Here is a 26,132-nt window from a genome sequence, read left to right as displayed (position 1 = left end):
GCCGAGCGCGCCCTCCAACCTCCAGGTGACGGGCACGACCTCCTCCACCATCTCGCTGTCGTGGGGCGCCTCCACCGACAACGTCGGCGTCACCGGCTACAACGTCTACCGCGGCTCCACGCTCGTGACCACCGTCACGGGCACGTCGTACGACGACAACGGCCTGTCGGCAAGCACCAGCTACACCTACACGGTCAAGGCCAAGGACGCCGCCGGCAACCTGTCGGCCGCCAGCAACTCCGTCACCGGCACCACCCAGAGCGGCGGAGGCGGCGGTGGCGGCAACAAGCTGCTCGGCTACTTCGTCGAGTGGGGCGTCTACCAGCGCAATTACCACGTCAAGAACATCGAGACCAGCGGCTCGGCCAGCAAGCTCGGTTACATCAACTACGCCTTCGGCAACGTGACCAACGGCCAGTGCGCGATCGGCGACGCCTACGCGGACTACGACAAGTTCTACGACGCGGCCTCCAGTGTGGACGGCGTCTCCGACACCTGGGACGCGGGCGCGCTGCGCGGCAACTTCAACCAGCTCCGCAAGCTGAAGGCCAAGCACCCCGGCCTCAAGATCATCTGGTCGTTCGGCGGCTGGACCTGGTCCGGCGGCTTCGGGCAGGCCGCGGCCAACCCGGCCGCCTTCGCCAACTCCTGCTACAGCCTGGTCGAGGACCCGCGCTGGGCCGACGTGTTCGACGGCATCGACATCGACTGGGAGTACCCGAACGCCTGTGGCCTCAGCTGTGACACCAGTGGGGCGGCCGCCTTCAAGAACCTCATGTCCGCGCTTCGGTCCCGCTTCGGGTCGAGCTACCTCGTCACCGCCGCGATCACGGCCGACGGCACGTCCGGAGGCAAGATCGACGCTGCCGACTACGGCGGCGCGTCGCAGTACGTGAACTGGTACAACGTCATGACATATGACTACTTCGGAGCCTGGGCCGCCCAGGGTCCGACCGCGCCGCACTCGCCTCTCAACTCCTACACCGGCATCCCGATCGCGGGCTTCTACTCCGACGCGGCCATCCAGAAGCTGAAGAGCAAGGGCGTGCCATCGAGCAAGCTGCTGCTCGGCATCGGCTTCTACGGCCGCGGCTGGACCGGCGTGACGCAGAGCGCCCCGGGCGGCACGGCGACGGGCCCGGCACCGGGCACCTATGAGCAGGGCATCGAGGACTACAAGGTCCTCAAGAACAGCTGCCCGTCGACCGGCACCGTCGCCGGCACGGCGTACGCCAAGTGCGGCAGCAACTGGTGGAGCTACGACACCCCGAGCACGATCGCCGGGAAGATGAGCTACTCGAAGAACCAGGGCCTCGGCGGCGCGTTCTTCTGGGAGCTCACCGGCGACACCTCCAACGGCGAGCTCATCACCGCGATGAAGAACGGGCTGGGCTGACCCACCGGGCCGGGGAGGCCTCCCGCCTCCCCGGCCCTCACCGCGTCAGCTCACGTGGATCTGGGGGCGGCCGATGTCGGACTCCGCCTTCCGAATCACCTTATGCGATCACTAGCGGCCCAACCGGCAATTGGGACATCATACTTACCAAATTACCCCCAGCCGGAAGCACCATCGTGCGCGACGTAGCCACCAAGGCCAACGGCTGCCCCAATCTCGACTACCTGGAGGTAACCGGGCCATGAGAAAGAAAAAAGTCTTAGCAGCCCTCGGCGGAGTGCTGCTCGCCTCCCTCGGGATCTTGCCGCTGACGCAGACCCCCGCCCAGGCCGCCCCCGGCTGGGAGCTGAAGTGGGCCCCCACGGCGAGCACCGACGGCCTCGCGGCGTTCGAGACCATCGAGGACGACCGGGCCGACTCGCACCCGGCCGGCCAGCCGCACATCTTCGTGGAAGGCAACAACTTCCGCTGGAACATGCACATGGTCGACCGCGACTCGATGACCGACCGGCAGCGCCACGAGGTCACCGGCATGCGGACCCCCGCCGGCGGGCCGTACCTGGAGATGCTGACCGGCCAGACCTGGCGGATCACCTACTCCCTGTTCATCCCGAGCACACTGAAGGGCACGACGACCTTCACCCACATCATGCAGTTCAAGATGCCGGGCACCGGGTCGACGCCGATCATGACGATCTCGCTCGAGCGGGACGGCAGCAACCAGCAGATCATCGAAATGCAGGACTTCAACGACGGCATCGTCATCGGGTCGACGCCGCTGACGCCGCTGCAGAACTCCTGGATCGACGTCGAGGTCGAGTCCAAGATCGGTGACGGCACATCCGGGTCGCTGCGCTTCGTGATCAAGAAGGCCGGGACGACGATCCTCGACAAGTCCAAGACCGGGATCGACACCTACCTCGGCGACCGCGTCCGCCCGAAGTGGGGCATCTACCGGTCGCTCGGCGACAGCTCCGGTTCGCTGCAGGACACCTACATGTTGATCACAAACATGCGGGGCTACCAGTGGACCAACAACGCGACGCCGAGCCCCAGCCCCTCCCCCTCGCCCTCCCCCTCGCCCAGCCCCTCGCCCAGCCCGTCCCCGTCCCCGTCGCCCTCTCCCTCCCCGTCCAACCGGTATGAGGCGGAGACGGCGACGATCTCGCAGGGCACCGTGGCGTCGGACCACCTCGGCTACTCCGGGACCGGCTTCGTCGACTACACCAACGTGGCCGGAAGCTACATCCAGTGGGCGGTCAACGCGCCGACGGCGGGCCAGTACAACATCAAGCTGCGCAACGCCAACGGCACCACGGTCGACCGGCCCATGGACATCACGGTCAACGGCAACCTCGTCGCCAACGACCTGTCCTTCCCGCCGACCGCCAACTGGGACACCTGGGCCACCAAGACGATCACCGCCACGCTCAAGGCCGGGACCAACCTGGTCCGGGCGACGGCGGCCACCGCGAACGGCGGCCCGAACACCGACTACATCGAGATCGATCCGGCTCCGGCCCCGGTGGACTACCAGGCGGAGAACGCCACGATCTCCCAGGGCGTGGTGGAGTCCAACCACCTCGGCTACACCGGCACCGGCTTCGTGAACTTCACCAACATCGCCGGGAGCTACCTGCAGCAGGCCGTCAGCTCCACCACGGCCCGCTCGGCCTCGCTCACGATCCGCTACTCGAACGGCACGACCGTGAACCGGCCGATGGACATCACGGTCAACGGCGTCCTCGTCGCCAACGACCGCGCGTTCAACAGCACGACCGACTGGGACACCTGGGCGACCACCACCATCCCGATCACGCTGAACGCCGGTTCCAACACGATCAAGCTGACGTCCAGCACCGCCGACGGCGGACCCAACATCGACAAGATCACAATTGGTTAGTGCCGTGACCGGAACCGATCACCGCGGGTAGCCTTGCGCGCCGGTCGGATGTGCCGTACGTGTCCGATCGGCGCGGCAAGGCGCGGTGGCGGAACCGGTCAGGGAACGCAGGAGGGCCGGGAGGGAGAGCGTCTTCTCCGTCCCGGCCCTCACCGTGTCATCCGGCGTGGCCCCCACAAGGGCCTCGGCGCGCGCCTCGGTGTCCCCGGCCCGCGCGTTCTCAGCTCACCCCCAGCTGACGTCTCAGCTGACGTCTCAGCTGACGTCTCAGCTGACGTGGACCTGGGGGCGGCGGCCGGTCTCGGGCTCCGCCTTCCGGATGACCTCGCGGGTCAGCGGCGGCACGTCGCCCCCGCCGAAGACCAGATAGCGCAGCAGAGCCCCGACCGGGTTGCCCTCGGCCCAGTGGAAGTACACATGCGGCCGCTTGCCGGTCACGTCGCGCAGGTGGAACAGGATGGCCGCGACCGTGTTGGCCACCGCCGGGCTCCGCACGGAGAGCACCTGGTAACCGTGCCGCGTCTCCCCCTTCACCAGCAGTTCGGACTCGAACTCCGACGCGTCGCCGAGAGTGACCTCCAGAAAGATCATCGGCTCGTCGTCGGGCAGATGGTGATATTCCCGCGTTTCGCGGTCCTTCTCGGCGTACTCGGCCGAGTCCCGCGCGTCCGGCTCGTTGGCGATCAGCCGGAGCTCACCGTCGTTCTCCAGGACGATCCGCCGGGCCGCCTCGTCCAGCTCCACGTTGGTCACCCGGAGCTCCGTGGAGCGCGTGGCCCGCGAGACCAGCGACGTCACGACGATGGCCACGACGAAGAGCAGCGCGATGCTGAGGCCGTCCGGGCGCTCCCTGATGTTCTCCACGGCGGCGTAGCCGAGGACCAGCGAGATCACGGTGAAGGCCGCCGCCGGGAAAGCCCTCCCCGCGCGGTACGCGCTGATCGTGACGGCGACCGCGGCCGAGAGGATCAGGGCCAGCACCCCCGTGGCGTACGCGCCGCCCTGCGGCTCCACCTGCGCGCCGAACAGGAGCGTGATGGCGAACGCGATGGCGGTGAAGACCAGCACCAGCGGGCGGACCGCGCGGGCCCAGTCGGGCGCCATGCCGTACCGGGGAAGGTAGCGCGGCACGATGTTGAGCAGGCCGGTCAGGGCCGACGCGCCCGCGAACCACAGAATCGCGATCGTGCTGATGTCGTACGCCGTGCCGAACCAGTCGCCGAGATGCTCGTGAGCGAGGTAGGCGAGGGCGCGGCCGCTCGCCTTGCCGCCCGTCTTGAACTCCTTGGCCGGGATCAGCATGCTCGTCGCCACGCTGCTGGTGAGGAGGAACACGCTCATGATGAGCGCGGCGGTCGTGAGAAGCCGCCTCGCGCCCTTGATCCGCTCTCGCAGGTCGCCCTGGATCTGCGGCATCACGGCGACCCCGGTCTCGAATCCGGAGAGGCCGAGCGCCAGCTTGGGCAGCACCAGCAGCGACACCCCGATCATGGCGAGGGGGCTGGAGTGCTCGGCCGTCAGCGTGTGCCGCCAGCCGTCGATGAGCTGCGGGTGGGACACGACCTCCCGCAGCGCCACGGCGATGACCACGACGTTGAGCACGAGATATACGGCCACCAGCACGACCGCGAGCCCGATGGCCTCGCTGAATCCGCGCAGGAAGATGGCGCCGAGCAGCGCGATCAGCAGCAGCGTGATGGGGACCTGCTGCCCGTCCAGGAAGCCCGGGACGAAGGGGTTCTCCAGGATGTGCGCGGTCGCGTCCGACGCCGACAGCGTGATCGTGAAGATGAACGCGGTGGCGACGAAGCCGAGCAGCACGAGCACGAGGAGCTTGCCCCACCAATGGGGAAGCAGCCGCTCCAGCATCGCGATGGACCCCATGCCGTTGGGGCTCTGCTCGGCGACCGCGCGGTAGGTCGGCAACGCCCCGAACAGGGTGAGCGCCACCAGGAGGGATGTCGCGATCGGCGACAGCGCTCCGGCCGCGACGGCGGCGATGCCCGGCTGGTAGCCCAGGGTGGAGAAGTAGTCCACACCCGTCAGGCACATCACCTGCCACCAGGTGTGCTGCGTCTCCGGGCTGTCCTTGTGCGGACCGGACGGCACGCGTTCGCGATGCAGGCCCTCCAGGAGCCACGCCCGCACCGTCCCTGACGCCTCCCGCTGCGCCGACGTGGTCACCCGGGCTCACTCTCCTTATCGCCTATGGCGTTGCTTGGCAGACAGACCATACTGGCGCATCGCGGAGAACGGCGCTCAGGGCGTACGGGCGGACCGGGGTCCGGTTTGGGACGCCCGCGAGGCGGGGGGCGGGGTGCGGGGTGCGGGGTGCGGGGTGCGGGGTGCGGGGTCCGCCGGCGAGTGAGGGCGGCCCGCATCGCCGATCCGGCACAATGAGAGCCTCCCGGAAAAAGGTGGATCAGGATTGTGACGATCTCTATTCAGCAGCGGATCGCCGAAGAGCTCGGCGTGCGCGAGAACCAGGTCATCGCGGCCGTCGACCTGCTCGACGGCGGGGCCACGGTGCCGTTCATCGCCCGCTACCGCAAGGAAGCGACCGGCATGCTCGACGACGCGCAACTGCGCACACTCGAGGAGCGACTGCGCTACCTGCGCGAGCTGGAGGAGCGCCGCGCGGCGATCCTGGAGTCCATCCGCTCACAGGGCAAGCTGGACGACGCGCTCGAAGCGCAGATCATGGCGGCCGATTCCAAGGCCCGGCTGGAGGACATCTACCTGCCCTTCAAGCCCAAGCGCCGCACCAAGGCCCAGATCGCCAGAGAGGCGGGGCTGGAGCCGCTCGCGGACCAGCTTCTGGCGGACCCGTCACTCGACCCGGCGGCCACCGCGGAGGCCTTCGTCGGGGAGGGAGTGGCCGACGCGGCGGCGGCGCTGGAAGGCGCCCGCGCGATCCTCGTCGAGCGCTTCGCGGAGGACGCCGACCTCATCGGCGACCTGCGCGAGCGGATGTGGTCCCGCGGCCGTCTGGTGTCGCAGGTCCGGGAGGACAAGCAGGAGGCCGGGGCCAAGTTCTCCGACTACTTCGACTTCTCCGAGCCCTTCACCAAGCTGCCCTCGCACCGCATCCTCGCGATGTTCCGCGGCGAGAAGGAAGAGGTCCTCTCCCTCACGCTCGACCCCGAGGCGGAGGAGCCCAATGACTACGAGCTGCGGATCGCGCGGCGTTTCGGCGTCTCCGACCAGGGCCGTCCGGCGGACAGGTGGCTGGCGGACACCGTCCGCTGGGCATGGCGCACCCGCGTCCTCGTTCACCTCGGCATCGACCTGCGGACCCGTCTGTGGCAGGCCGCCGAGGAGGAGGCCGTACGGGTCTTCGCCGCCAACCTGCGCGACCTGCTGCTCGCCGCCCCGGCGGGCACCCGCTCGACCATGGGCCTCGACCCCGGCCTGCGGACCGGCGTGAAGGTCGCGGTGGTCGACGCGACCGGCAAGGTCGTGGCCACCGAGACGATCTACCCCCACGAGCCGAAGCGGCAGTGGGACCAGTCCCTCGCCGTCCTCGGGCGGCTCGCCGCCGAGCACGGCGTCGAGCTGATCGCGATCGGGAACGGCACGGCCTCCCGCGAGACCGACAAGCTCGCCGGAGAGCTCGTCAAGCTCATGCCGAACCTCACGAAGGTCATGGTGTCCGAGGCCGGGGCCTCGGTCTACTCGGCGTCGGCCTACGCCTCCCAGGAGCTTCCCGGTCTGGACGTCTCCCTGCGTGGCGCGGTCTCCATCGCCCGCCGCCTGCAGGACCCCCTCGCCGAGCTCGTCAAGATCGATCCGAAGTCGATCGGCGTGGGGCAGTACCAGCACGACCTGTCCGAGATCAAACTGTCACGCTCGCTCGACGCGGTGGTCGAGGACTGCGTGAACGGCGTCGGCGTGGACGTCAACACGGCCTCGGCCCCGCTGCTGACCCGCGTCTCCGGCATCGGCTCCGGGCTGGCGGAGAACATCGTGGCGCACCGCGACGCCAACGGCCCCTTCCGGTCGCGGCGAGGGCTGAAGGAGGTTCCGCGGCTCGGCCCCAAGGCGTTCGAGCAGTGCGCGGGCTTCCTCCGCATCCCCGGAGGCGAAGACCCCCTCGACGCCTCCAGCGTGCACCCCGAGGCGTACCCCGTCGTCCGCCGCATCCTCCAGACGACCAAGAGCGACCTCCGCACGCTCATCGGCAACACCACGGCGCTGCGCTCGCTCAAGCCCGCGGAGTTCGTGGACGACACCTTCGGTCTGCCGACGGTCACGGACATCCTCAAGGAGCTGGAGAAGCCGGGCCGCGACCCCCGCCCGGCCTTCAAGACGGCGACCTTCAAGGATGGCGTCGAGAAGATCGCGGACCTCGCGCCGGGCATGCTCCTGGAGGGCGTGGTGACCAACGTGGCGGCCTTCGGCGCGTTCGTCGACGTCGGCGTCCACCAGGACGGCCTCGTCCACGTCTCGGCCATGTCGAACACCTTCGTCAAGGACCCTCGCGACGTGGTCAAGCCGGGCGACGTCGTACGTGTGAAGGTTCTCGACGTGGACATTCCGCGCAAGCGCATCTCCCTGACGCTGCGCCTCGACGACGAGACCGCCCCCGGCAACCGCGGCGGCCAGCGGGGGGCCCAGCCCGGAGCACAGGCGGGAGCACAGAACGGCGAGGCCCGCGAGAACCGCGGCGGTCAGCGCGGAGGCCGGCGCGACGGCGAACGCGGGGGCGAACGCGGCGCCTCGCAGAAGGGCCGCGGCGGCCAGCCCCGGCAGAACGAGGGCGGGGCCAACCGTGACCCTTCGCGAAACTCCGCCAACCGCGGCTCCTCCAACCGGGGATCGGGCGCGCCGAGCGGTGCCATGGCCGAGGCCCTGCGCCGCGCCGGCCTCACCGACCCCGGCTCCCCCACCCGTTGATCACCCAGCCCAGTCACTGGTGAACCGGGCCCACTGGTGAACCGGCCCGTCGGCGAGCCAGCCCCGCTGACAGCGGGCGCACCCGCCAACAGGCACAGCCGGTATGGCGCGCCGCACGCCCACTCAGGACGAGCGGCGTGCCGTACACCTACCCGCAGCGTCGTCGGACAGCGGCCGACATGCCTATCTCAGTGAGGCTGACGAGCCAGACCTCGTCCGCGTCCGTTCCAGCGCCGGACCATGGCGGAGCCCCGGAATCGCATCCCACGCCTCAACCGCCCGTGTCCGGGTATCCGGGTATCCGGGTATCCGGGTATCCGCCCCGATCCCGCCTATCCCGCCATCGCGTCGCACCACGGCCGTGACGGGCCATCCGTAGCCAGGCCGTGACGGGCCTTCTCCCCCTGCCGAGCCACCGCCCCGCGCCGCCCCGATCTCGCCTTTCGCGCCCTCGAGTAGCCGCCAAAATGCCCGCGTCGGGCGGTATGTCGGAACGCCATCTTCTTCAGGTATCCGCAGCTCAATAGGGTCGCAAGGCGTTGTCATCGAGCAGGTGTTCGGATAGCATCGAGGCAGCCGTTGGGTGAGCTTAGTAGGCGGGTGCCGGTTCGGGTGCCATGCGCCATCAGTGATGAAGCCTTTAACCGTGTTGAGCGCGATCGCGGGAAGGCCCCGGATCGGCCGGGGTGGTCATCTTCGTCTCCTGATGGGAGGTGCCTGCTGTGTTCGTGTCCCCCGACGACCCCCTCGCGGGCGCCTGCGGTCCCTCTTCTGCTTCCACTGACGGTCCTCAGGCATCCGGTACGGCATGCGGCCCCGGCCTGGGAGCGAACACAGGACCCGGCATCGGACCGGACACAGGACCCGGCATGGGACCCGGCATGGGACCGGAGCCCGCGACGGCGGCCGAGGCGTTGGCGATGGTTAAGGCCGGGCTGTCGTTCCTGGTGCGTGATGATCCCGCCGGTCAGCCGTCGGCGGTCGTGGCCGAGCGGTTGACCGGTCTGGAGGAGGCCGCGCGGCGGATGTCGGCGGCCCGGGCGGCGGCGCTCGCGGCGTTGGAGGCCGGGCGGGGGTTCGAAGACGACGGGCAGAGCGGGCTGCGGCCCTGGCAGAAGCTCATCTTGGGTGTCGATGATGACCAGGCCCGCCGGGATGGGCTGCGGGCCCGCAGATTGCGCGAGTATCCGTACCTGTGGCAGGCGCTGGCGGGGGCGGCGATCTCCCAGTCGATCGCCGATCGCATCCTGGCCTGGGTGGCGCGGCTGCCGCGCGATGTCCGCGCGTGGGCGTGTGCGGTGCTCACCGGCACCGCCCGGGTGGGCGGCGTCACCGAGGCGGATCTGGTCAAGGTGGCCGGGGAGATGCTGCGCCGGGCCCGTCCCGAGCCGGGCGACGACGGCAGCGGCAACCATGTCACGGTGGCCGCGACCGTGGACGGTGTGGACCGCATCAACGGCAGCCTGTCGGCCGACACCACCGAGTTGGTCACCATGGTCCTCACCGCGTTGGGCAAGCGGCAAGGACCAGACGATGAGCGCAGCACGGGTGAGCGGCACCATGACGCGCTGCGGGAGGCGATGGCCCGGCTGGTCGATTCGGGCATGCTGCCCGAGGTGGCCGGGCGCAAGCCGCGCATCGAGGCCACCATGGACCTGGCCGGCCTGCGCCGCCTGCCCGGCGCCGAAGGGGCCGAGCTGGCCTGGACGCGGACCCGCTCCACCTGGCTGGCCCACGCCCTGGCCTGCGACGGCAGCATCCAGGGCGTCGTCACGGCCCATCCGGTGGGCCCCGCCCGCCTGATCACCCTCACCCGCGCCCTGATCGACACCCTGACCCAGCACGGCTGGCTCCCGCCCGCCCAGGCGGTCGGCCCCTCCCCCATTCCGGCACCAACCCCGCCAGACACAAACCAGCCAGAGGCAAACCAGCCGGACACACACCACCCCGACGCACCGCATACAAACCGAACACCTACAGACCGAACACACACGGACGCAGCACATGCGGACGCAGCAGATGCAGGGGGACGACCGTCGGGCACGACGGGAAGGCGCCCTTCGCCCGACTCCGCCGACATGCATCGGAGCAGCGCGGCCGCCAAGCCGGCGGCGTTCGACACGCTGTCCGCCTCCGAGCAGGCCGCCGTCATCGAGGAACTGCTCGCGTGGGCCGCTGAAGCGCTGTCCGGCCCTGCCGGGCTCGGCTCCTGCCTGCGGTCAACCTTGAACGCCACCCTCACCACCCCCGGCAGCAGCCGCGTGGACGACAACCCACCCCACCGCGGGAGCCGGTTCACCGACGACCCCACCGGCGGCCACGTAGGCGACCTCACAGGCGGCCACCGCGCGGGGGATGGCTACGCGGCTGGCCAGCGGCACGCGAGCGGCGATGCCCACAGGTGCGGAAGCGGCCCCGGGGGCGGCGGCCAGAGATGCGAGGGCAACGGACGCGAGCGCCCCAGGGGCGCGGGCCAGGAACGCGGGGGCCAAGGGTCCGGGGGTCGCGGAGGTGATCCCCACGGGGGCGGGAACGACGAGGATTGGGTCATCACAGCCACCGCCGAAGTGGCCCGGGTCCTGCTCGCGGCCGCCAGGGGCAAAAGCCTCATCCTGGACGTCTCCGACCCCGAGGACGCGGTGCCTTACCGGCTGAGACGAGCGGTCGAGCTCCGTGACGGCCGGTGCCGCTGGCCGGGTTGCGACGCCCCCGCCACCAGAGCACAGGCGCATCACATCGTCGAGCGTCACGACGGCGGCCCGTCCACCATGGCGAACCTGGTCCTGCTATGCGCCCGGCACCACCTGCACTTCGTCCACCGACTCGGCTGGACGATCCGGCTCAACGCCGACGCTTCGGTCACCGTCACCAGCCCAACAGGAAGGACGCTCCACGACCCCGCACCCACACCGCCTCGCCAGAGACGATGACCGAGACGCCGGCTCCGGCCGTTCACCTCAATTGATTGGACATGCCTTGAATACATCAAGTGAGCTGCTGGGATTCCCTCCCGATGCCCGGGTGCTCATCGTGAACAACGATGACTTCGGGATGTACCACGCGATCAACATGGCGGTCGTCCACTCGATCGAGGAAGGAATCGCCAGTTCGTGCAGCCTGATGGCCCCGTGCCCGTGGGCGCCGCACGCCATGAACCTTCTCCGCCAACGGCCGGAGATCCCGTTCGGGATCCACCTCACGCTTGTCTGCGATACGACCAACTACCGGTGGGGGCCGCTGACCGCGAGGGAGAAGGTGCCTTCGCTGCTCGACGAGACCGGCGAACTGTTCGCACCCGCCAAGCGTTCTGAGCTCCTCGCGCGGGCTCGTCTTGACGAGGTGGAGCTCGAGTTCCGCGCACAGATCGACGCCGTGGCCCTCGCCGGGCTGACCCCGACCCATCTGGACTGGCACTGTCTGGCCGATGGCGGACGCGACGACATCCTCGACCTGACCGTGGCGTTGGCCGGGGAGTACGGCCTGGCGGTGCGGGTCTGGCTCGAACCTGGACGCCAAAGATTGCGACGGCGCGGGTTGCCGGTTGTCGATCACGAGTTTCTGGACAGCTTCGCTCTCGAAGTCGAGGGCAAGTCTCGCCGATTCGCCGCGCTGCTACGCGACCTGCCGGTTGGTCTGAGCGAGTGGGCGGTGCACCCCGGCCTGGGCGACGAGGAGTCCAGAGCAATCGATCCCGGCGGTTGGCGCGTGCGCCGGACCGACTACGAGTTCCTGACATCACCGGAGACTCGCGCACTTCTCGAACAGGAGGGAATCACCGTAATCGACTACAGGGCCATGCAGCGGGCATGGTCCCAGGCGAGTCCACCTCGGTGAATCCACCCGGTGTCGAGGCGCCCGGCCTTATGCAATTACGTCGCTGTCCAGAGAAGCTTTCTCACGCACTCCGCATAGGATTTGGCTGTGGGCCCGACACCGAATCCCGTATTTTCCGGATTAATCCCTCCCCGAGCTACGGCACCGGCCTCATGTCCGCTGGGATTGAAGCCGGCAGTGAACGGATGCCAGGCCGTCACGCCTGGGCCGCGGCTCATCCCGGGAGGTCCGGCGACGCCGCAGCCAGCGGGAAGCGTGCCGGGGTTTCTCTCGTTTCCTGTGTTCATCTGGCTTCTCGCGCTGGCTTCGCTGCTGCTCCTCGCGCTACTTCTGATCGGGGTCGTTCAGGAACCGCGGCTGCGAAAGCACTTCAAGGGGCAGCGGGCGTTCGTCCGAACGCAGCGTTTCATCGTCGCCGCGGAAGTTGTGGCGTTTCTCTGGCTCGTAACCGCCGCGCTGGCCGCACGCATCCAAAGGGAGCAACACGCGGAGGCGTGTGGCTGGCTTCTTCTCTGCGTCATGGCGCTGGCGTATCTGACAGTCTGGCTGGACCTGAATCTGGACAATTTCGCCATAGTAACGGTGCTGGCGGTAATGGTTCTCGCTTACCCCATGGGCCTGTTCGTCATCGACGGCAAGGGCTCCCCGGAAGAACTCCATCGCGACAAGGACCACGACCACGTCCGTCCCGTCGAACGGGCACGTCCGCTGTAGCCCACGTCCGCTGTAGCCGGGTTCCGGCTGCTCCCACCCGCATGATTTTTAATCAAGCGATTAAACCTTATGATGAGGCCAAACCCTACGATGAGTGCGCACTGAGCGGGGATGCCGTGGCCGGGAAGCAGCAATCGGGAGCCGAGACACGCGACCGGTTGATCGAGGCGGCTACCGAGACGCTCCGCACCGAGGGGTACGCCGGGACGAGCGCACGGACGATCGCCAAGGCGGCCGGCGTCAACTCGGCGCTGGTCTTCTACCACTTCGGTGGCGTCGATCCGCTGCTGCTGGCCGCCCTCGACCGCTCGTCCGAGCAGCGCATGAGCGCCTACCAGGAGACCGTGGCGGAAGCGAAGAGTCTGGAGGAGCTCGTCGAGGTCGCCACGGGGATCTACCGGGCCGACATCGAGGGCGGCCACATCACGCTGTTCTCCGAGCTGGTCGGCGCGAGCATCGCCCGACCCGAGCTGCGGGAGGAGATCGTCAAGCGGGCCGAGCCGTGGATCGACTTCGTCGAGCAGACGCTTGAGCGCGTCATCGGCGGGTCCCCGCTGGCCAAGCTCCTTCCGCCCCGCGACCTCGCGTACGCCGCGATCACCTTCTATCTCGGCGTCAACCTCTTCACACACCTCGACGCGGATCGCACGCGCACCGAGGCCCTGTTCAACCTCGCCGGGCGAGTGGCGCCCCGAGCCAAGCTCCTCACCATGCGCCTCCCCCGCCGCCGTCAAGCCGGCCGCCAGTAAGCAGGCATCGGATGTCTAGCTCAGCCCGGCAGTGCCGTACGGCATGGACCAGCGGTTCAGCCCGCTGATCGCAGCGCGCGAATGAAACGATCACCGCATATATCGATCGCGTGCACTAATTCGTTAAGGAGGTTGACGATCGCTAACCGGCCCCGATATACATCGGATCATTAGAGCCGATACAGCGGAGGCGACATGAAATTGCGGGGTCCTGCAGGGGCGGTGGCGGGGCTGGCGATGGCGCTGTCACTGGCCGCGTGCGGCTCGGGAGACACGAGCCCCGGCACGACCGGTGGCGGCGCCGGAGCGGCGGGGGGCAAGGTCGGCATCGACCATCCCCGGGCGGACTCCGACTTCTGGAACTCCTATATCAAGTACGTCCCGGAGAAGGCCAAGGAGCTGAGCGTCGACCTGCTTCCGGCGACCAACTCGCAGAACGACGTCCAGAAGCTCGTCGCAAACACCAACGCCCTCGTCGGGCAGGGCGCCAAGGCCATCGTCATGGCGCCGCAGGACACGGGCGCGATCGTGTCGACGCTGGAGCAGCTCGCCAACAAGAAGATCCCGGTCGTCTCCGTCGACACCCGGCCGGACAAGGGCCCCGTCTATATGGTCGTACGCGCCGACAACCGGGCGTACGGGCAGAAGGCGTGCGAGTTCCTCGGCGACAAGCTCGGCGGGAAGGGCGAGGTCGTCCAGCTCATGGGGTCGCTGTCCTCGGTGAACGGCCGCGACCGGGCGGAGGCGTTCCGCGATTGCATGAAGACCAAGTACGCCGGGATCACGGTGTACGAGGCGCCGACGGAGTGGGACGGCGGCAAGGCTGCGGCGATGCTGCAGACCCTGCTCCAGCAGCATCCCGGCATCAAGGGCATCTACATGCACGCGGGCGGCGTCCACCTCGCCCCCACGCTGCAGGTCCTCAAGGCCAAGAACCTGCTCGTGCCGCCCACGGACGCCAAGCACATCTTCGTCGTCTCCAACGACGGGATCCCGCAGGAGTTCGCCGCGATCCGGGCCGGCCAGATCGACGCGACCGTGTCGCAGCCGGCGGACCTCTACGCCAAATACGCCCTGTACTACGCGAAGGCCGCGGTCGACGGGAAGACCTTCACACCGGGGCCGACCGACCACGACAGCACGATCATCCAGCTCCCCAACGGCCTAGAGGACCAGCTTCCGGCTCCGCTCGTGACCAAGGATAACGTCGACGACAAGGCGCTCTGGGGAAACCAGATCAAGTGACAGATCAAATGACAGCCGTCGAAGCGGTTGATGTCACCAAGCGTTTCGGCGCCACGGTCGCGCTCACCCGCGCCGGGATACGGATCGCGCCCGGGAGGACGCACGCCCTCGTGGGACGCAACGGCGCCGGCAAGTCGACGATGGTCTCGATCCTGACCGGGCTCGCCCGCCCGGACGAGGGCACGGTGTCCTTCGGCGGCGAGCCCGCGCCTCCGCTCGGCGACCGGGACGGCTGGCGGCGGCGGGTCGCCTGCGTGTACCAGAGGTCGACCATCATTCCGAGCCTCAGCGTCGCGGAGAACCTGTTCCTCAACCGCCAGTCGGACGGCGGCCCGATCAGGTGGCGGGGGCTCCGCCGCCGTTCGCAGGAGATCCTCGAAAGGTACGGCGTGGCCGTCCGGGCTGACCGGCTCGCGGGTGAGCTGACGGTGGAGCAGCGCCAGCTCGTGGAGATCGCGCGGGCGCTGTCGGCCGGAGCGAGGTTCATCATCCTCGACGAGCCGACGGCGCAGCTCGATGGTCCGGCGATCCAGCGGCTGTTCACGCGCATGCGCGCCCTGAAGGAGCAGGGCGTCACGATGCTGTTCATCTCGCACCACCTGAACGAGGTCTACGAGGTGTGCGACGACGTGACGGTGTTCCGTGACGCGCGGCACGTGCTCACCACGCCCGTGGCGGAGCTGCCGCACGGTGACCTGGTCGCGGCGATGACCGGTGACGCCGTCACGCTGGGCGAGCGATCCGACCGAGCCGCACCGGCGCCGGAGATCGTGCTACGCACCGACGAGCTGAGCCTCAGGGGGCACTACGAGGACGTCAGCCTGGAGATCCACCGGGGCGAGGTGCTGGGCCTCGCGGGGTCGGGCAGCAGCGGCAAGGTGGCGCTGGCCGAGACCCTCGCCGGGCTGCGCGGGGCCGGCCGTGGCATGGTGTCGATCGACGGCGTACGGCTCCGCCCCGGCGACGTGGCGGCCTCGGTGGAGGCGGGCCTGGGATTCGTCCCCGAGGACCGAAACAAGGAGGGGTTCGTTCCTCTGCTGTCACTCGCGGAGAACGTCACGCTGCCAGTCACGCGAAGGCTCGGCCGGTACGGCGCGGTCTCGGCGGCCAGGCAGCGGGCGTACGCCTCCCGGATGATCGGGGAGCTCGACATCCGCGCGAGCGGGCCGGAGCAGCCGGTGGGCGAGCTGTCCGGCGGCAACGCGCAGAAGGCCGTGATGGCCCGGGCCCTCTCCAACGAGCCGAAGGCCCTGGTCGTGGTGGACCCGACGGCAGGGGTTGACGTCCGGGCGAAGGAGGCGCTGCTCGGCGCGATCGAGGACGCGGCACGCCTCGGCTCGGGCGTGCTCGTCGTCTCCGACGACCTCGACGACCTGCGCGTCTGCGACCGGGTGCTGGTGATGTTCCACGGCCGCGTCGTCCGGGACCTGCCGCGCGGCTGGACCGACCAGGAACTGGTCGCCCTGATGGAAGGCGTCGCATAAGTGAATCGCATAGGTGATCAGCGTGAGTGTGTGGCATGACTGAGCGGAGTGAGCGGATGAGGGTCGCGCCGGTCGCGTTGCGGCTCGGCAGGTTCAGGGATCTCACGCTGGTGCCGGTGATCCTCGTCCTGCTCGGGGCGGGCGCGGTGGTGAGCCCGACGTTCCTGACGGCCGAGAACCTCATCAACGTCATGCAGCAGCAGACGGCGCTCGCGCTGGTCGTGCTGGCCGAGGCGCTGATCCTGATCACTGGGAAGTTCGACCTCTCGCTGGAGTCGACCGTGGGCCTCGCGCCCGCGCTGGCGGTGATGCTCGTCATCCCGTCGTCGGCCGGAGGGTTCGGCATCGGGCTGCCCACGTTCCTCGCCATCCCCCTGTGCCTGCTGATCGGGGCCCTCATCGGGACGGTCAACGGTTTTCTGATCCTGCGTTTCCAGCTCTCGGCGTTCGTCGTCACGCTGGCGATGCTGATCGTCGTGCGGGGGCTCCAACTCGGGCTCACCGGCGGCAAGAGCCTGTTCGAGCTGCCGCAGTCGTTCCTCTATCTCGGCAGCGCCACGTGGCTGGGCCTGCCCGCGTCGATCTGGATCACCGGGGCGCTGTTCGCCGTCGGCATCGTCGCTCTCGGCTACTTCCGGCTGGGCCGGTCGCTGTACGCCATCGGCGGCAACGCGGACGCGGCGCGGGCGGCGGGCGTGCGGGTGGAGCGGGTCGTGTGGGGCGTGTTCGTCATCGGCGGGGTGCTGGCGGCCCTGGCCGGGGTCCTCACCACTGGCTGGCTGGGCTCGATCAGCGCCAACCAGGGCAACGGCTGGATCTTCATGGTGTTCGCGGCGGCGGTGATCGGCGGTGTGAGCCTCGACGGCGGCAAGGGCACGGTGTTCGGCGCGCTGACCGGCGTGCTCGTCATCGGCCTGGTGGAGAACATCCTGACCCTGCGCGGAGTGCCGGGTGAGTGGAAGCAGCTCGTCTACGGAGTGATCATCCTCGTGGCCCTCATGATCAGCCGCCTCGCCGGAGGAAAGGCGCAGGACTAGGCGCTAAGGTCCGATGACTTTGGGTCCTTACAGCACGTATTGCATATCCGTTAAGGTCCTTAACAACAAATAGATCCGATGTGTGAGGTGCGCATGGACGATGGCAACTGCCCCACCGATGACCACTCCGCCGACAAATACCCCGCTGACAAGTACCCCCTGTCGCGGCGGACGGTTATCGGCATGGCGGTCGGAGGCGCGGCCGTCGCGGTCCTGTCCCCCAGGGCCCCGGCAGCGGCAGCGACGGCGAGCCGGGCGTCCGGCCTGCCCGCGCAGGTCCTGGCGGGAGTGCCGCTCGACAACCGAATGGCCACCGACACGCAGTGGGCGGACTTCCTGCGCGGGCAGGACCTGATCTGGAAGCGGCTGCCCACGGTCTGGCACGAGGGCCCCTTCCTCGGCGACGGCCGGCTCGGCTCGATGGTCTACAAGGAGCCGAACCAGAACCAGGTCAGGTTCACCGTGCAGCACGGCGAGGTCCAGGACCACCGGCCGCAGTTCGGCAGCGGGTGGGGCACCGCCCGCCTGCCGGTGGGCCACCTCACCCTCCAGCCGGTCGGCACGATCTCGTCGGTCAACTGGCGCCTCGACCTGTGGAACGCCGAACTGGTCGGCACCATCACGACCAGCTCCGGCACGCTGACGCTGCAGGTGTCCATCCACGACCAGGTCTTCGTGGCCTCGGTCACGCCGAGTGGCTCCGAGAAGGTCAAGTGGGTGTTCACCCCGGAGAAGGCGATCACCCCGAGATCGGCGTCGGAGGCGCCGCCCACCGGGTACACGGAGAACCCGGCGTGGACGACGAAGACCACCGGTGACGTGAAGCAGGTCATCCAGCCGCTCACCGGCGGCGGCCAGACCGCCACCGCGTACCGGGAGATCGCCGGGCCCTCCTCCGGCCAGCGCCTCCTCTATCTGTCCGTCGCGCACAGCTATCCGGCCACCACGGCCGAGGCGACCTCGCTCAACCGCGTGCAGACCGCGAGCGCCGTGCCGTACGACACCTATCTGGGCACCCACCGATCGTGGTGGCACGACTTCTACAAGAAGAGCTTCCTGTCGATCCCCGACCAGCGCCTCCAGGCGTTCCACTGGATCCAGCTCTACAAGGTCGCGTCGGCCACGCGGGCCGGGGCTCCCGTCATGGCGACGACCGGGCCGTGGCTGGAGCCGACGCCGTGGCCGGGGGTGTGGTGGAACCTCAACGTGCAGCTCGAATACTGGCTGATCCACGGCTCCAACCACCTCGAGCTCGACTCGGTCACCTCCACGCTCGCCGACAACAAGCAGCAACTGATCAACAACGTGGGCAGCGCGTACCGCTCGGACTCCGCAGGCGTGGGCCGCAGCTCCGACATGTTCGCCAACCGGAGCGTGGGCGCCCCGGGGTCCGGTGCGGAGGTCGGCGACCTCACCTGGGCCCTCCACAACGTGTGGCTGTCCTACCGCCACACGATGGACGACACGATGCTGCGGGACACGCTGTTCCCGCTCCTGCGCCGGGCGATCAACTACTACCTGCACTTCCTCACGACCGGCAGCGACGGCAAGCTGCACCTGCCTTCCACGTTCTCGCCGGAGTACCCCGTCACCCCGAGCGGTGACACCAACTATGACCTCGCACTGATCCGGTGGGGCTGCCAGACGCTGCTCGACTCGGCGGTGAGGCTGGGCATCGCCGACCCCCTCGAGAACAAGTGGCGGCAGGTGCTCAGCACGCTCACGCCGTACCCGACCGACTCCAACGGCTTCATGATCGGCGCGGGCACGCCGTACGACCAGTCGCACCGGCACTACTCGCACCTGCTGATGATCTATCCGTTGTACCTGGTCAACTGGGACCAGCCGCAGAACTGGGCGCTGATCGAGAAGTCGATCGTCCGCTGGCACGCGCTCACGGGCGCGCAGCGCGGCTACAGCTACACCGGCGCCGGGTCGATGTACGCGATGATGGGCCGGGGCGACACCGCCCTGTCGTATCTCATGAAGTTCTTCGACCCCGCGACGTCCTTCCCGTGCCGGGCGAACACCCACTACACCGAGGCCGGCCCGGTGATCGAGACGCCGCTGTCGGCCTCGCAGACCATCCACGACATGCTGTGCCAGAGCTGGGGCGGGGTGATCCGGGTGTTCCCCGGCGTGCCGACGGCGTGGAAGGACGTCACGCTGCACGACTTCCGCGTGCAGGGCGCGTTCCTCGTCAGCGCGGTCCGCTCCGGAGGGGTGACCAAGTTCGTACGGCTGCGCAGCCTCGCGGGCGAGCCGCTCCGGTTGAAGCACGGCCTGGCCGTGTCCACGTCGTCGGACGTCTACCAGGCCGAGAACGCGACCATCTCGCAGGGCATCCTGGAGACGCTGCACACCGGGTTCACCGGCACCGGCTACGTCAACCTCGACAACATCGTCGGCAGCTACCTGGAGTTCACCGTGAACGCGGCGACGGCCGGCCCGGTCAACCTGCGCCTGCGCTTCGCGAACGGGACCACCGCCAACCGCCCGACGGCCATCGCGGTCAACGGCACGACGGTGGCCACCCCCGACTTCCCGCCCACCGTAAACTGGGACACCTGGCAGACGGTCTCGATCCCGGCCACCCTCAACGCCGGGGCCAACAAGATCCGGGCCACCTCCACCACGGCGAACGGCGGCCCCAACCTCGACTCGCTGGAGGTCGAGCCGCAGAGCGCCACCACGAGCTACCAGGCCGAGAGCGCGACCATCTCCCAGGGCGTCGTCGAGTCCAACCACCTCGGCTTCACCGGGACGGGCTTCGTCAACCTCGACAACGTCACCGGCAGCTCGATCGAGTTCACCGTCAACGTGGCGGCCACCACCCGCGCCACTTTCACGTTCCGGTACGCCAACGGCACGACCGTGGAACGACCGATGGCCATCACGGTGAACGGCATGAACGCGGGCACCATCCTCTTCCCCGGGACGGCCAACTGGGACACCTGGCAGACCCTCTCGTTCACCGACACCCTCACCGCCGGGACCAACCTCATCAAGGCCACGTCCACGACCGCCAACGGCGGCCCCAACCTCGACCGGCTGGACGTCACGCCCCAGCAGCAGGACTCCACGCTGACGGTCACGCTGGACGACGGCTCGCCCGCCACGTGGCGGGACACCGGCGGCGGCGTGATCGAGATCGACCTGGCGAAGAACCGGGAGGTGCTCGTGTACCCCGCCGGTTCCACTCCCCCGCTGACGATCGCCCCCGTCCCCATCAGCCAGCCCGGCGCCGCCTGGGGCCTGCCCACCTGACCGGTTGGAGCGCCCCGTCCCCGGCCCGCCGACCGGCGGGCCGGGGACCAGGCATTTCACGCCAACGCCCCACGCGGCACGGGGGCGGGCCCCGGCCGTCTGGGATAATCGGTGGAATAGGGCGATCCTGGGCGCCGTTCGCATCCAGGTCTGCCCCAGGCGGGTAGGCACGATTACGAGGGACGGCTCCACGCGCCGCGCGGCCACGCGCGCTCCCCGTGATTAGGACGACACGGCGGAACGGCTGCCGCGCGACGACAGGAGATAGCTTGCGCCCATCAACGGCCGGAACCACGGTTGGAACAGCGGACCTCCTCGCGACGGAAGGACCGTGGGAGACGCCCGCGGTGTTCCCCTCGCGCGGAGAGACCCCGGTGGCCCGCACCCTGCTCGACGTGCTCGACCGCACGGCCCGACGGCACCCCCACCAGCCCGCGCTGGACGACGGCACGGTCACCCTCGACTACGCCGGTCTGCGCGCGGAGGCGGATCGGCTCGCGGCCCGGCTGCGCGAGATCGGCGTCGGACCCGGCGACCGCGTCGGCGTGCGCGTGCCGTCCGGCACCGCGGACCTCTACATCGCGATCCTCGGGGTGCTGGCGGCGGGCGCGGCCTACGTGCCGGTCGACGCCGACGACCCGGACGAGCGCGCCGCCCTGGTCTTCTCCGAGGCCGCCGTCTGCGCCTCCATCGGCGCGGATTCGGTCATCACCACGCACCACGCGCCGGCGGGCCGTACAGGAGCGCCGGGGCCGGGCGACGACGCGTGGATCATCTTCACGTCCGGGTCCACCGGCACGCCGAAGGGCGTCGCGGTGACGCACCGCAGCGCCGCCGCGTTCGTGGACGCGGAGGCACGGCTGTTCCTCGCGGACGCGCCGATCGGCCCAGGAGACCGGGTGCTCGCCGGGCTGTCCGTCGCCTTCGACGCCTCCTGCGAGGAGATGTGGCTGGCATGGCGGCACGGCGCGTGCCTGGTGCCCGCTCCGCGCGCGCTCGTGCGGACCGGCATGGACCTGGGTCCCTGGCTGGTCGGCAAGGACATCACCGTCGTCTCGACCGTGCCTACCCTCGCGGCGCTGTGGCCGGTGGAGACGCTCGACCGCGTCCGCCTGCTCATCTTCGGCGGCGAGGCCTGCCCGCCCGAGCTGGCCGAACGCCTGGCCGTGCCGGGACGCGAGGTGTGGAACACCTACGGCCCGACCGAGGCCACCGTGGTCGCCTGCGCGGCCAGGCTGGACGGCGGGGGGCCCGTGCGGATCGGCCTGCCGCTCGACGGCTGGGACCTGGCCGTCGTGGACAAGACCGGGGAGCCGGTCGCCATGGGCGCGACCGGAGAGCTGGTCATCGGCGGAGTGGGGCTCGCCCGCTACCTCGACGAGGCGAAGGACGCCGAGAAGTACGCCCCGCTTCCCGCTCTCGGCTGGGAACGGGCCTACCGCAGCGGCGACCTCGTGCGGGCGGACCCGGAGGGGCTGGTCTTCGTCGGACGGGCGGACGAGCAGGTCAAGCTCGGCGGCCGCCGGATCGAGCTGGGCGAGGTGGACGCCGCTCTGCAGGCGCTGCCCGGTGTCGCGGGCGCGGCGGCGGCAGTGCGCACGGCCGCCGCCGGGCACCAGTTGCTCGTCGGCTACGTCGTCCCCGGCGAGGGCTTCGACGAGGCCGCCGCCAGGACGCTGCTGCGCGAGTCGCTGCCCGCCGCGCTCGTCCCCCGCCTGGCGACCGTGGACGCCCTGCCGACGCGGACCTCCGGCAAGATCGACCGTGACGCGCTCCCCTGGCCGCTGCCGACGTCGGCCGGCGCACCCGACGCCGAAGGCCGGGAACTGCCGGAACTGTCGGAAACCGAGAGATGGCTCGCCGAGCGCTGGGCCGAGATCCTCGGCGTCACGACGAGCGACCCGGACGCCGACTTCTTCACCGAGGGCGGCGGCAGCCTCGCGGCGGCGCGGCTGGTCTCGTCCCTGCGTGAGAGGTATCCCACCGTCGCCGTCGGCGATCTCTACGACAACCCGACTCTGCGCGGGCTCGCGGCCCACCTCTCGGGAACGGACACCGCTCCCGTCCGGACGATCGAGCGAACCGTACGGCCGATGCCGGCGCGGGCGTCGGTCGCGCAGGCGGCGCTGATGGTGCCGCTGCTGACCGTCGGCGCGCTGCGCTGGGTGACGGTGCTGGCCACGCTCAACAACTTCTTCTCCTTCCCATGGGCACCCGCCGTGCCCTGGGGCTGGGTGCTCGCGGGCTGGCTGCTGTTCCTCACCCCGGCGGGCCGGATGGTCATCGCCGCCGGCGGCGCCCGCGCGCTCCTCCGGGGCCTCACGCCCGGCACCTATCCGCGCGGCGGCGGCGTGCACCTCCGCCTGTGGGCCGCCGAGCAGCTCGCCGCCCGGCTGGGTGTCGCGGGGGTGTCCGGCGCGCCCTGGATCACCTACTACGCGCGGGCGCTCGGCGCGCAGGTCGGCGAGGACGCCGATCTGCACTCGCTGCCGCCGATCACGGGCATGCTGAAGCTCGGAGCGAACTCCGCCGTCGAGCCCGAGGTGGATCTCAGCGGCCACTGGCTCGACGGTGACCTCCTGCACGTCGGCGAGATCCAGGTGGGCGCCGGCGCGACCGTCGGCTCCCGCGCGACGCTCTTCCCCGGCGCGCGGATCGGCAAGAACGCACAGGTGGCGCCCGGGTCCGCGGTGACGGGCGGCGTTCCGGCCGGCCAGCGCTGGGCCGGAGCTCCCGCCATCCGGAAGGGCAAGGCCAGGCGGCACCCGGAGCGACCGGCGCGTTCCCGGCGATGGATCGCGTTGTACGGCCTGTCCGCCCTGGTTCTCAGCCTGCTCCCGGCGCTCGCGGCGCTGGCCGGGCTCGTCGTCCTCAGCCGGTTCCTGCGCGGCACGGCGACGCTGGGCGAGGCGCTGACGGCCGCGCTGTACGGCGTGCCCCTCGCGACGATCACCGGGATGGCCGCGCTGGCCTTCGCGATCCACGCGTGCGTCCGCCTGCTGGCGATCGGCCTGCGCGAGGGCAGCCACCCCGTCCACAGCCGCGTGGCCTGGCAGGCCTGGGCCACCGGCCACCTGATGGCGATGGCCCGCGTCTGGCTGTTCCCGCTGTACGCGAGCGTTCTCACGCCCGCGTGGCTGCGCGCCCTCGGGATGCGGGTGGGCCGCGACGTCGAGCTGTCGACCGTGCTGGCCCTGCCGTCCCTCACCTCCGTCGGAGACGGGGCGTTCCTCGCCGACGACACGATGGTCGCGCCGTATGAGCTGGAGGGCGGGCGGCTGCGGCTGGCCGGCGCGCGCATCGGGAAGCGCGCGTTCCTCGGCAACTCGGGCATGACCGCGCCGGGCCGCAAGGTGCCGAAGGACGGTCTCGTCGGAGTGCTCTCGGCGACGCCGAAGAAGGCCAAGGCCGGCTCGTCCTACCTCGGCATGCCGCCGGTCGAGCTCCGCCGTACCGCCGAGGGCGGCGACCGGAGCCGCACCTACGACCCGCCGCTCGGCCTGAAGGTGGCCCGCGCCGCCGTCGAGCTGTGCCGGCTCGTCCCGGCGATGGCGACCGTGGGCCTCGCCGTTCTGGTGGCGGCGGCCCTCGAATGGCTCGCGGCGTCGTACGGCTTCGCGGCGGCGGCCCTGCTCGGCGGTGTGACGCTGCTGGCGGCGGGGGCCGTGGCGGCGGTGACCGCGAGCCTGGCGAAGTGGGCTCTGGTCGGCCGGATCCGCGCCGGCAACCGCCCGCTGTGGAGCTCGTTCGTGTGGCGCAACGAGCTGGCGGACAACTTCGTCGAGGTGCTGGCCGCGCCGTGGTTCGCCGAGGCCTGGCTGGGGACCGCGCCGCTCAACCTGTGGCTGCGGTCGCTCGGCGCGCGGATCGGGCGAGGGGTGTCGTGCCACACCTACTGGCTGCCCGAGGCGGACCTGATCGAGCTCGGTGACGGGGTGAGCGTGAACCGGGGCTGCGTGCTGCAGACCCACCTCTTCCACGACCGGGTGATGAGCATCGATACGGTGGTGCTGCGGGAGGGCGCGACGCTCGGCCCGCACGGGGTCGTCCTCCCCGCGGCGGAGGTGGGGGCGAACACCACGATCGGGCCCGCGTCCCTGGTGATGCGCGGCGAGTCCGTGCCCGCGCGGACCCGCTGGCTCGGGAACCCGATCGCGGCGTGGGCCCCGTCCGAGTGACGCGGTTTGAAGTGACCGCCTGAAGTGCCGCTGAGCAAGGGAACCTGAACGAACGTGAGCGTGGCCCACTCCTACTTTCCGAATCGAGGCGACGACGGGTATCGGGTCGAGCATTACGACCTGTCCCTCGACTACCGGATAGGGTCGAACAAGCTCACCGCCGTGGCGCGGGTCTCGGCGGTGGCGACGCGGCAGGCCGAGTCGTTCGGGCTAGACCTGGGCGCGTTCCGCGTCGGGAAGGTCCTCGTGGGGGGTGCTCAAGCCCGGCATGCCCGCCGGGGTGACAAGCTCGTCGTCACCCCGGCCACCGCTCTGCGGGAGGGCGAGCCGTTCGTGGCCGAGGTGCACTACGCCGGGACCCCGCGGCCGATCTCGACGCGCTGGGGCGAGCTGGGCTGGGAGGAGCTCAGCGACGGCGTGCTCGTCGCCAGCCAGCCGATCGGCGCACCGTCGTGGTTCCCGTGCAACGACCGCCCGGACGACAAGGCGGCCTACCGGATCTCGGTGACGACCGCCTCGCCGTACGAGGTCGTCGCGACCGGAGCCCTGGTCGGCAAGCGCCGCGCGGGATCGGCCACCACGTGGATGTACGAGCAGCGCGAGCCGATGGCGACCTACCTCGCGAGCGTGCAGATCGGGCGATACCGCCAGGAGGTGGTGCCGGGTCCGGTGCCGCAGAGGCTCGCCTTCCCCTGGCGGGCCGCGGCCCGGGTCAGGCACGACTTCGGCCGCCAGGGGCAGATGCTGGAGGCGTTCGCGAAGCGGTTCGGGCCCTACCCCTTCGGCGGCTACACCGTCGTCGTGGCGGGCGACGAACTGGAGATCCCGATCGAGGCTCAGGGCATGTCCGTCTTCGGCGTCAACCACGCGGACGGCCGCCGGGGCAGCGAGCGGCTGGTCGCCCACGAGCTGGCGCACCAGTGGTTCGGCAACAGCCTGACGATCGGCGACTGGCGGGACATCTGGCTGCACGAGGGCTTCGCCGCGTACGCCGAGTGGCTCTGGTCCGAGGACTCCGGAGGAGACTCCGCCGACGAGCACGCCCGGCGGGCGCACCGGAAGCTGGCCGCGCTGCCGCAGGACTTCTCTCTCACCGACCCGGGGCTGGACCGGCTGTTCGACGACCGCGTGTACAAGCGCGGCGCGCTCGCCGTGCACGCCCTGCGCCGGACACTCGGAGACGCGGCGTTCCACCCCATGCTGCACGAATGGACGGCCACGCACCGATATGGGACCGTCAGCACGCGGCAGTTCACCAGCCACGCCGAGCGCTACAGCGCGCGCCCTCTGGAGACGTTCTTCTGGACCTGGCTCCGCGACCCCCGGCTCCCCTTCCTCCCGTAGAGCGCCGGCCGTGCGGCCGCCCGGCGAACCCAAGAGATCCGATCAATGCTGATATTGACAGCCGAAACTTGCCATATCTAGCATC

At 70.0% G+C, this 26,132-nt stretch carries 14 protein-coding genes; 13 read left to right on the top strand and 1 reads right to left on the bottom strand.

Features of this window, described 5'->3' with window-relative positions; genetic code table 11:
- Together ABH927_RS27145 and ABH927_RS27140 are read left to right on the top strand one after the other, a co-directional pair.
- On the top strand, positions 1 to 1,396 hold a 1,396-nt coding region (locus ABH927_RS27145; protein WP_370026096.1), incomplete at its 5' end, for a glycosyl hydrolase family 18 protein.
- A gap of 241 nt (positions 1,397 to 1,637) precedes the next feature.
- Entirely contained in the window at positions 1,638 to 3,299 is a 1,662-nt protein-coding gene (locus ABH927_RS27140; RefSeq protein WP_370026094.1) for a CBM35 domain-containing protein, read from the top strand.
- 267 nt (positions 3,300 to 3,566) lie between these two features.
- On the opposite strand, the gene ABH927_RS27135 is transcribed toward ABH927_RS27140, so the two are convergent.
- Positions 3,567 to 5,483, bottom strand: a complete 1,917-nt coding sequence (locus ABH927_RS27135; RefSeq protein ID WP_370026092.1) for an amino acid transporter — start codon at positions 5,481 to 5,483, stop codon at positions 3,567 to 3,569.
- A 246-nt stretch (positions 5,484 to 5,729) separates the two neighbouring features.
- Here ABH927_RS27135 and ABH927_RS27130 point away from each other — a divergent pair, with 246 nt between their 5' ends.
- From ABH927_RS27130 to ABH927_RS27080, 11 genes are all read left to right on the top strand, one after another.
- Entirely contained in the window at positions 5,730 to 8,195 is a 2,466-nt protein-coding gene (locus tag ABH927_RS27130) for a Tex family protein (protein WP_370026090.1), read from the top strand.
- Between the two features lie 869 nt (positions 8,196 to 9,064).
- Complete coding sequence (locus ABH927_RS27125) at positions 9,065 to 11,125, top strand: DUF222 domain-containing protein (RefSeq protein ID WP_370026088.1); 2,061 nt, start codon at positions 9,065 to 9,067, stop codon at positions 11,123 to 11,125.
- Between the two features lie 100 nt (positions 11,126 to 11,225).
- The gene (locus tag ABH927_RS27120) at positions 11,226 to 12,029 is read left to right on the top strand and encodes a polysaccharide deacetylase family protein (RefSeq protein WP_370026087.1); all 804 of its coding nucleotides are present in this window, start codon (positions 11,226 to 11,228) and stop codon (positions 12,027 to 12,029) included.
- A gap of 279 nt (positions 12,030 to 12,308) precedes the next feature.
- Complete coding sequence (locus tag ABH927_RS27115) at positions 12,309 to 12,743, top strand: hypothetical protein (protein ID WP_370026086.1); 435 nt, start codon at positions 12,309 to 12,311, stop codon at positions 12,741 to 12,743.
- A gap of 116 nt (positions 12,744 to 12,859) precedes the next feature.
- Entirely contained in the window at positions 12,860 to 13,492 is a 633-nt protein-coding gene (locus ABH927_RS27110; protein WP_370026085.1) for a TetR/AcrR family transcriptional regulator, read from the top strand.
- A gap of 195 nt (positions 13,493 to 13,687) precedes the next feature.
- Positions 13,688 to 14,737, top strand: a complete 1,050-nt coding sequence (locus ABH927_RS27105; protein WP_370026083.1) for a sugar ABC transporter substrate-binding protein — start codon at positions 13,688 to 13,690, stop codon at positions 14,735 to 14,737.
- A gap of 8 nt (positions 14,738 to 14,745) precedes the next feature.
- Entirely contained in the window at positions 14,746 to 16,221 is a 1,476-nt protein-coding gene (locus tag ABH927_RS27100) for a sugar ABC transporter ATP-binding protein (RefSeq protein ID WP_370026081.1), read from the top strand.
- A 35-nt stretch (positions 16,222 to 16,256) separates the two neighbouring features.
- On the top strand, positions 16,257 to 17,258 hold the full coding sequence (locus ABH927_RS27095; protein ID WP_370026079.1) for an ABC transporter permease: 1,002 nt from the start codon (positions 16,257 to 16,259) through the stop codon (positions 17,256 to 17,258).
- 93 nt (positions 17,259 to 17,351) lie between these two features.
- The gene (locus ABH927_RS27090) at positions 17,352 to 20,525 is read left to right on the top strand and encodes a glycosyl hydrolase family 95 catalytic domain-containing protein (protein WP_370026101.1); all 3,174 of its coding nucleotides are present in this window, start codon (positions 17,352 to 17,354) and stop codon (positions 20,523 to 20,525) included.
- Positions 20,526 to 20,794: 269 nt separating this feature from the next.
- Positions 20,795 to 24,703, top strand: a complete 3,909-nt coding sequence (locus ABH927_RS27085; RefSeq protein WP_370026078.1) for a Pls/PosA family non-ribosomal peptide synthetase — start codon at positions 20,795 to 20,797, stop codon at positions 24,701 to 24,703.
- Positions 24,704 to 24,757: 54 nt separating this feature from the next.
- The gene (locus ABH927_RS27080; protein WP_370026076.1) at positions 24,758 to 26,047 is read left to right on the top strand and encodes a M1 family metallopeptidase; all 1,290 of its coding nucleotides are present in this window, start codon (positions 24,758 to 24,760) and stop codon (positions 26,045 to 26,047) included.
- Positions 26,048 to 26,132: the final 85 nt, after the last annotated feature.

This window comes from Planotetraspora sp. GP83 (genome assembly GCF_041262585.1).
Taxonomy (GTDB): Bacteria; Actinomycetota; Actinomycetes; order Streptosporangiales; family Streptosporangiaceae; genus JAOEGB01.
Note: the sequence above shows the minus strand (reverse complement) of the source record. Positions and strands in the feature narration are given on the sequence as shown.

Bases quoted from the DNA above. Each gene is read 5' to 3' on its own strand.
- ABH927_RS27125 (WP_370026088.1), top strand. From the start codon at position 9,065: ATGGGACCCGGCATGGGACCGGAGCCCGCGACGGCGGCCGAGGCGTTG.
- ABH927_RS27095 (WP_370026079.1), top strand. From the start codon at position 16,257: ATGACTGAGCGGAGTGAGCGGATGAGGGTCGCGCCGGTCGCGTTGCGG.
- ABH927_RS27100 (WP_370026081.1), top strand. From the start codon at position 14,746: ATGACAGCCGTCGAAGCGGTTGATGTCACCAAGCGTTTCGGCGCCACG.
- ABH927_RS27140 (WP_370026094.1), top strand. From the start codon at position 1,638: ATGAGAAAGAAAAAAGTCTTAGCAGCCCTCGGCGGAGTGCTGCTCGCC.
- ABH927_RS27090 (WP_370026101.1), top strand. From the start codon at position 17,352: ATGGACGATGGCAACTGCCCCACCGATGACCACTCCGCCGACAAATAC.
- ABH927_RS27105 (WP_370026083.1), top strand. From the start codon at position 13,688: ATGAAATTGCGGGGTCCTGCAGGGGCGGTGGCGGGGCTGGCGATGGCG.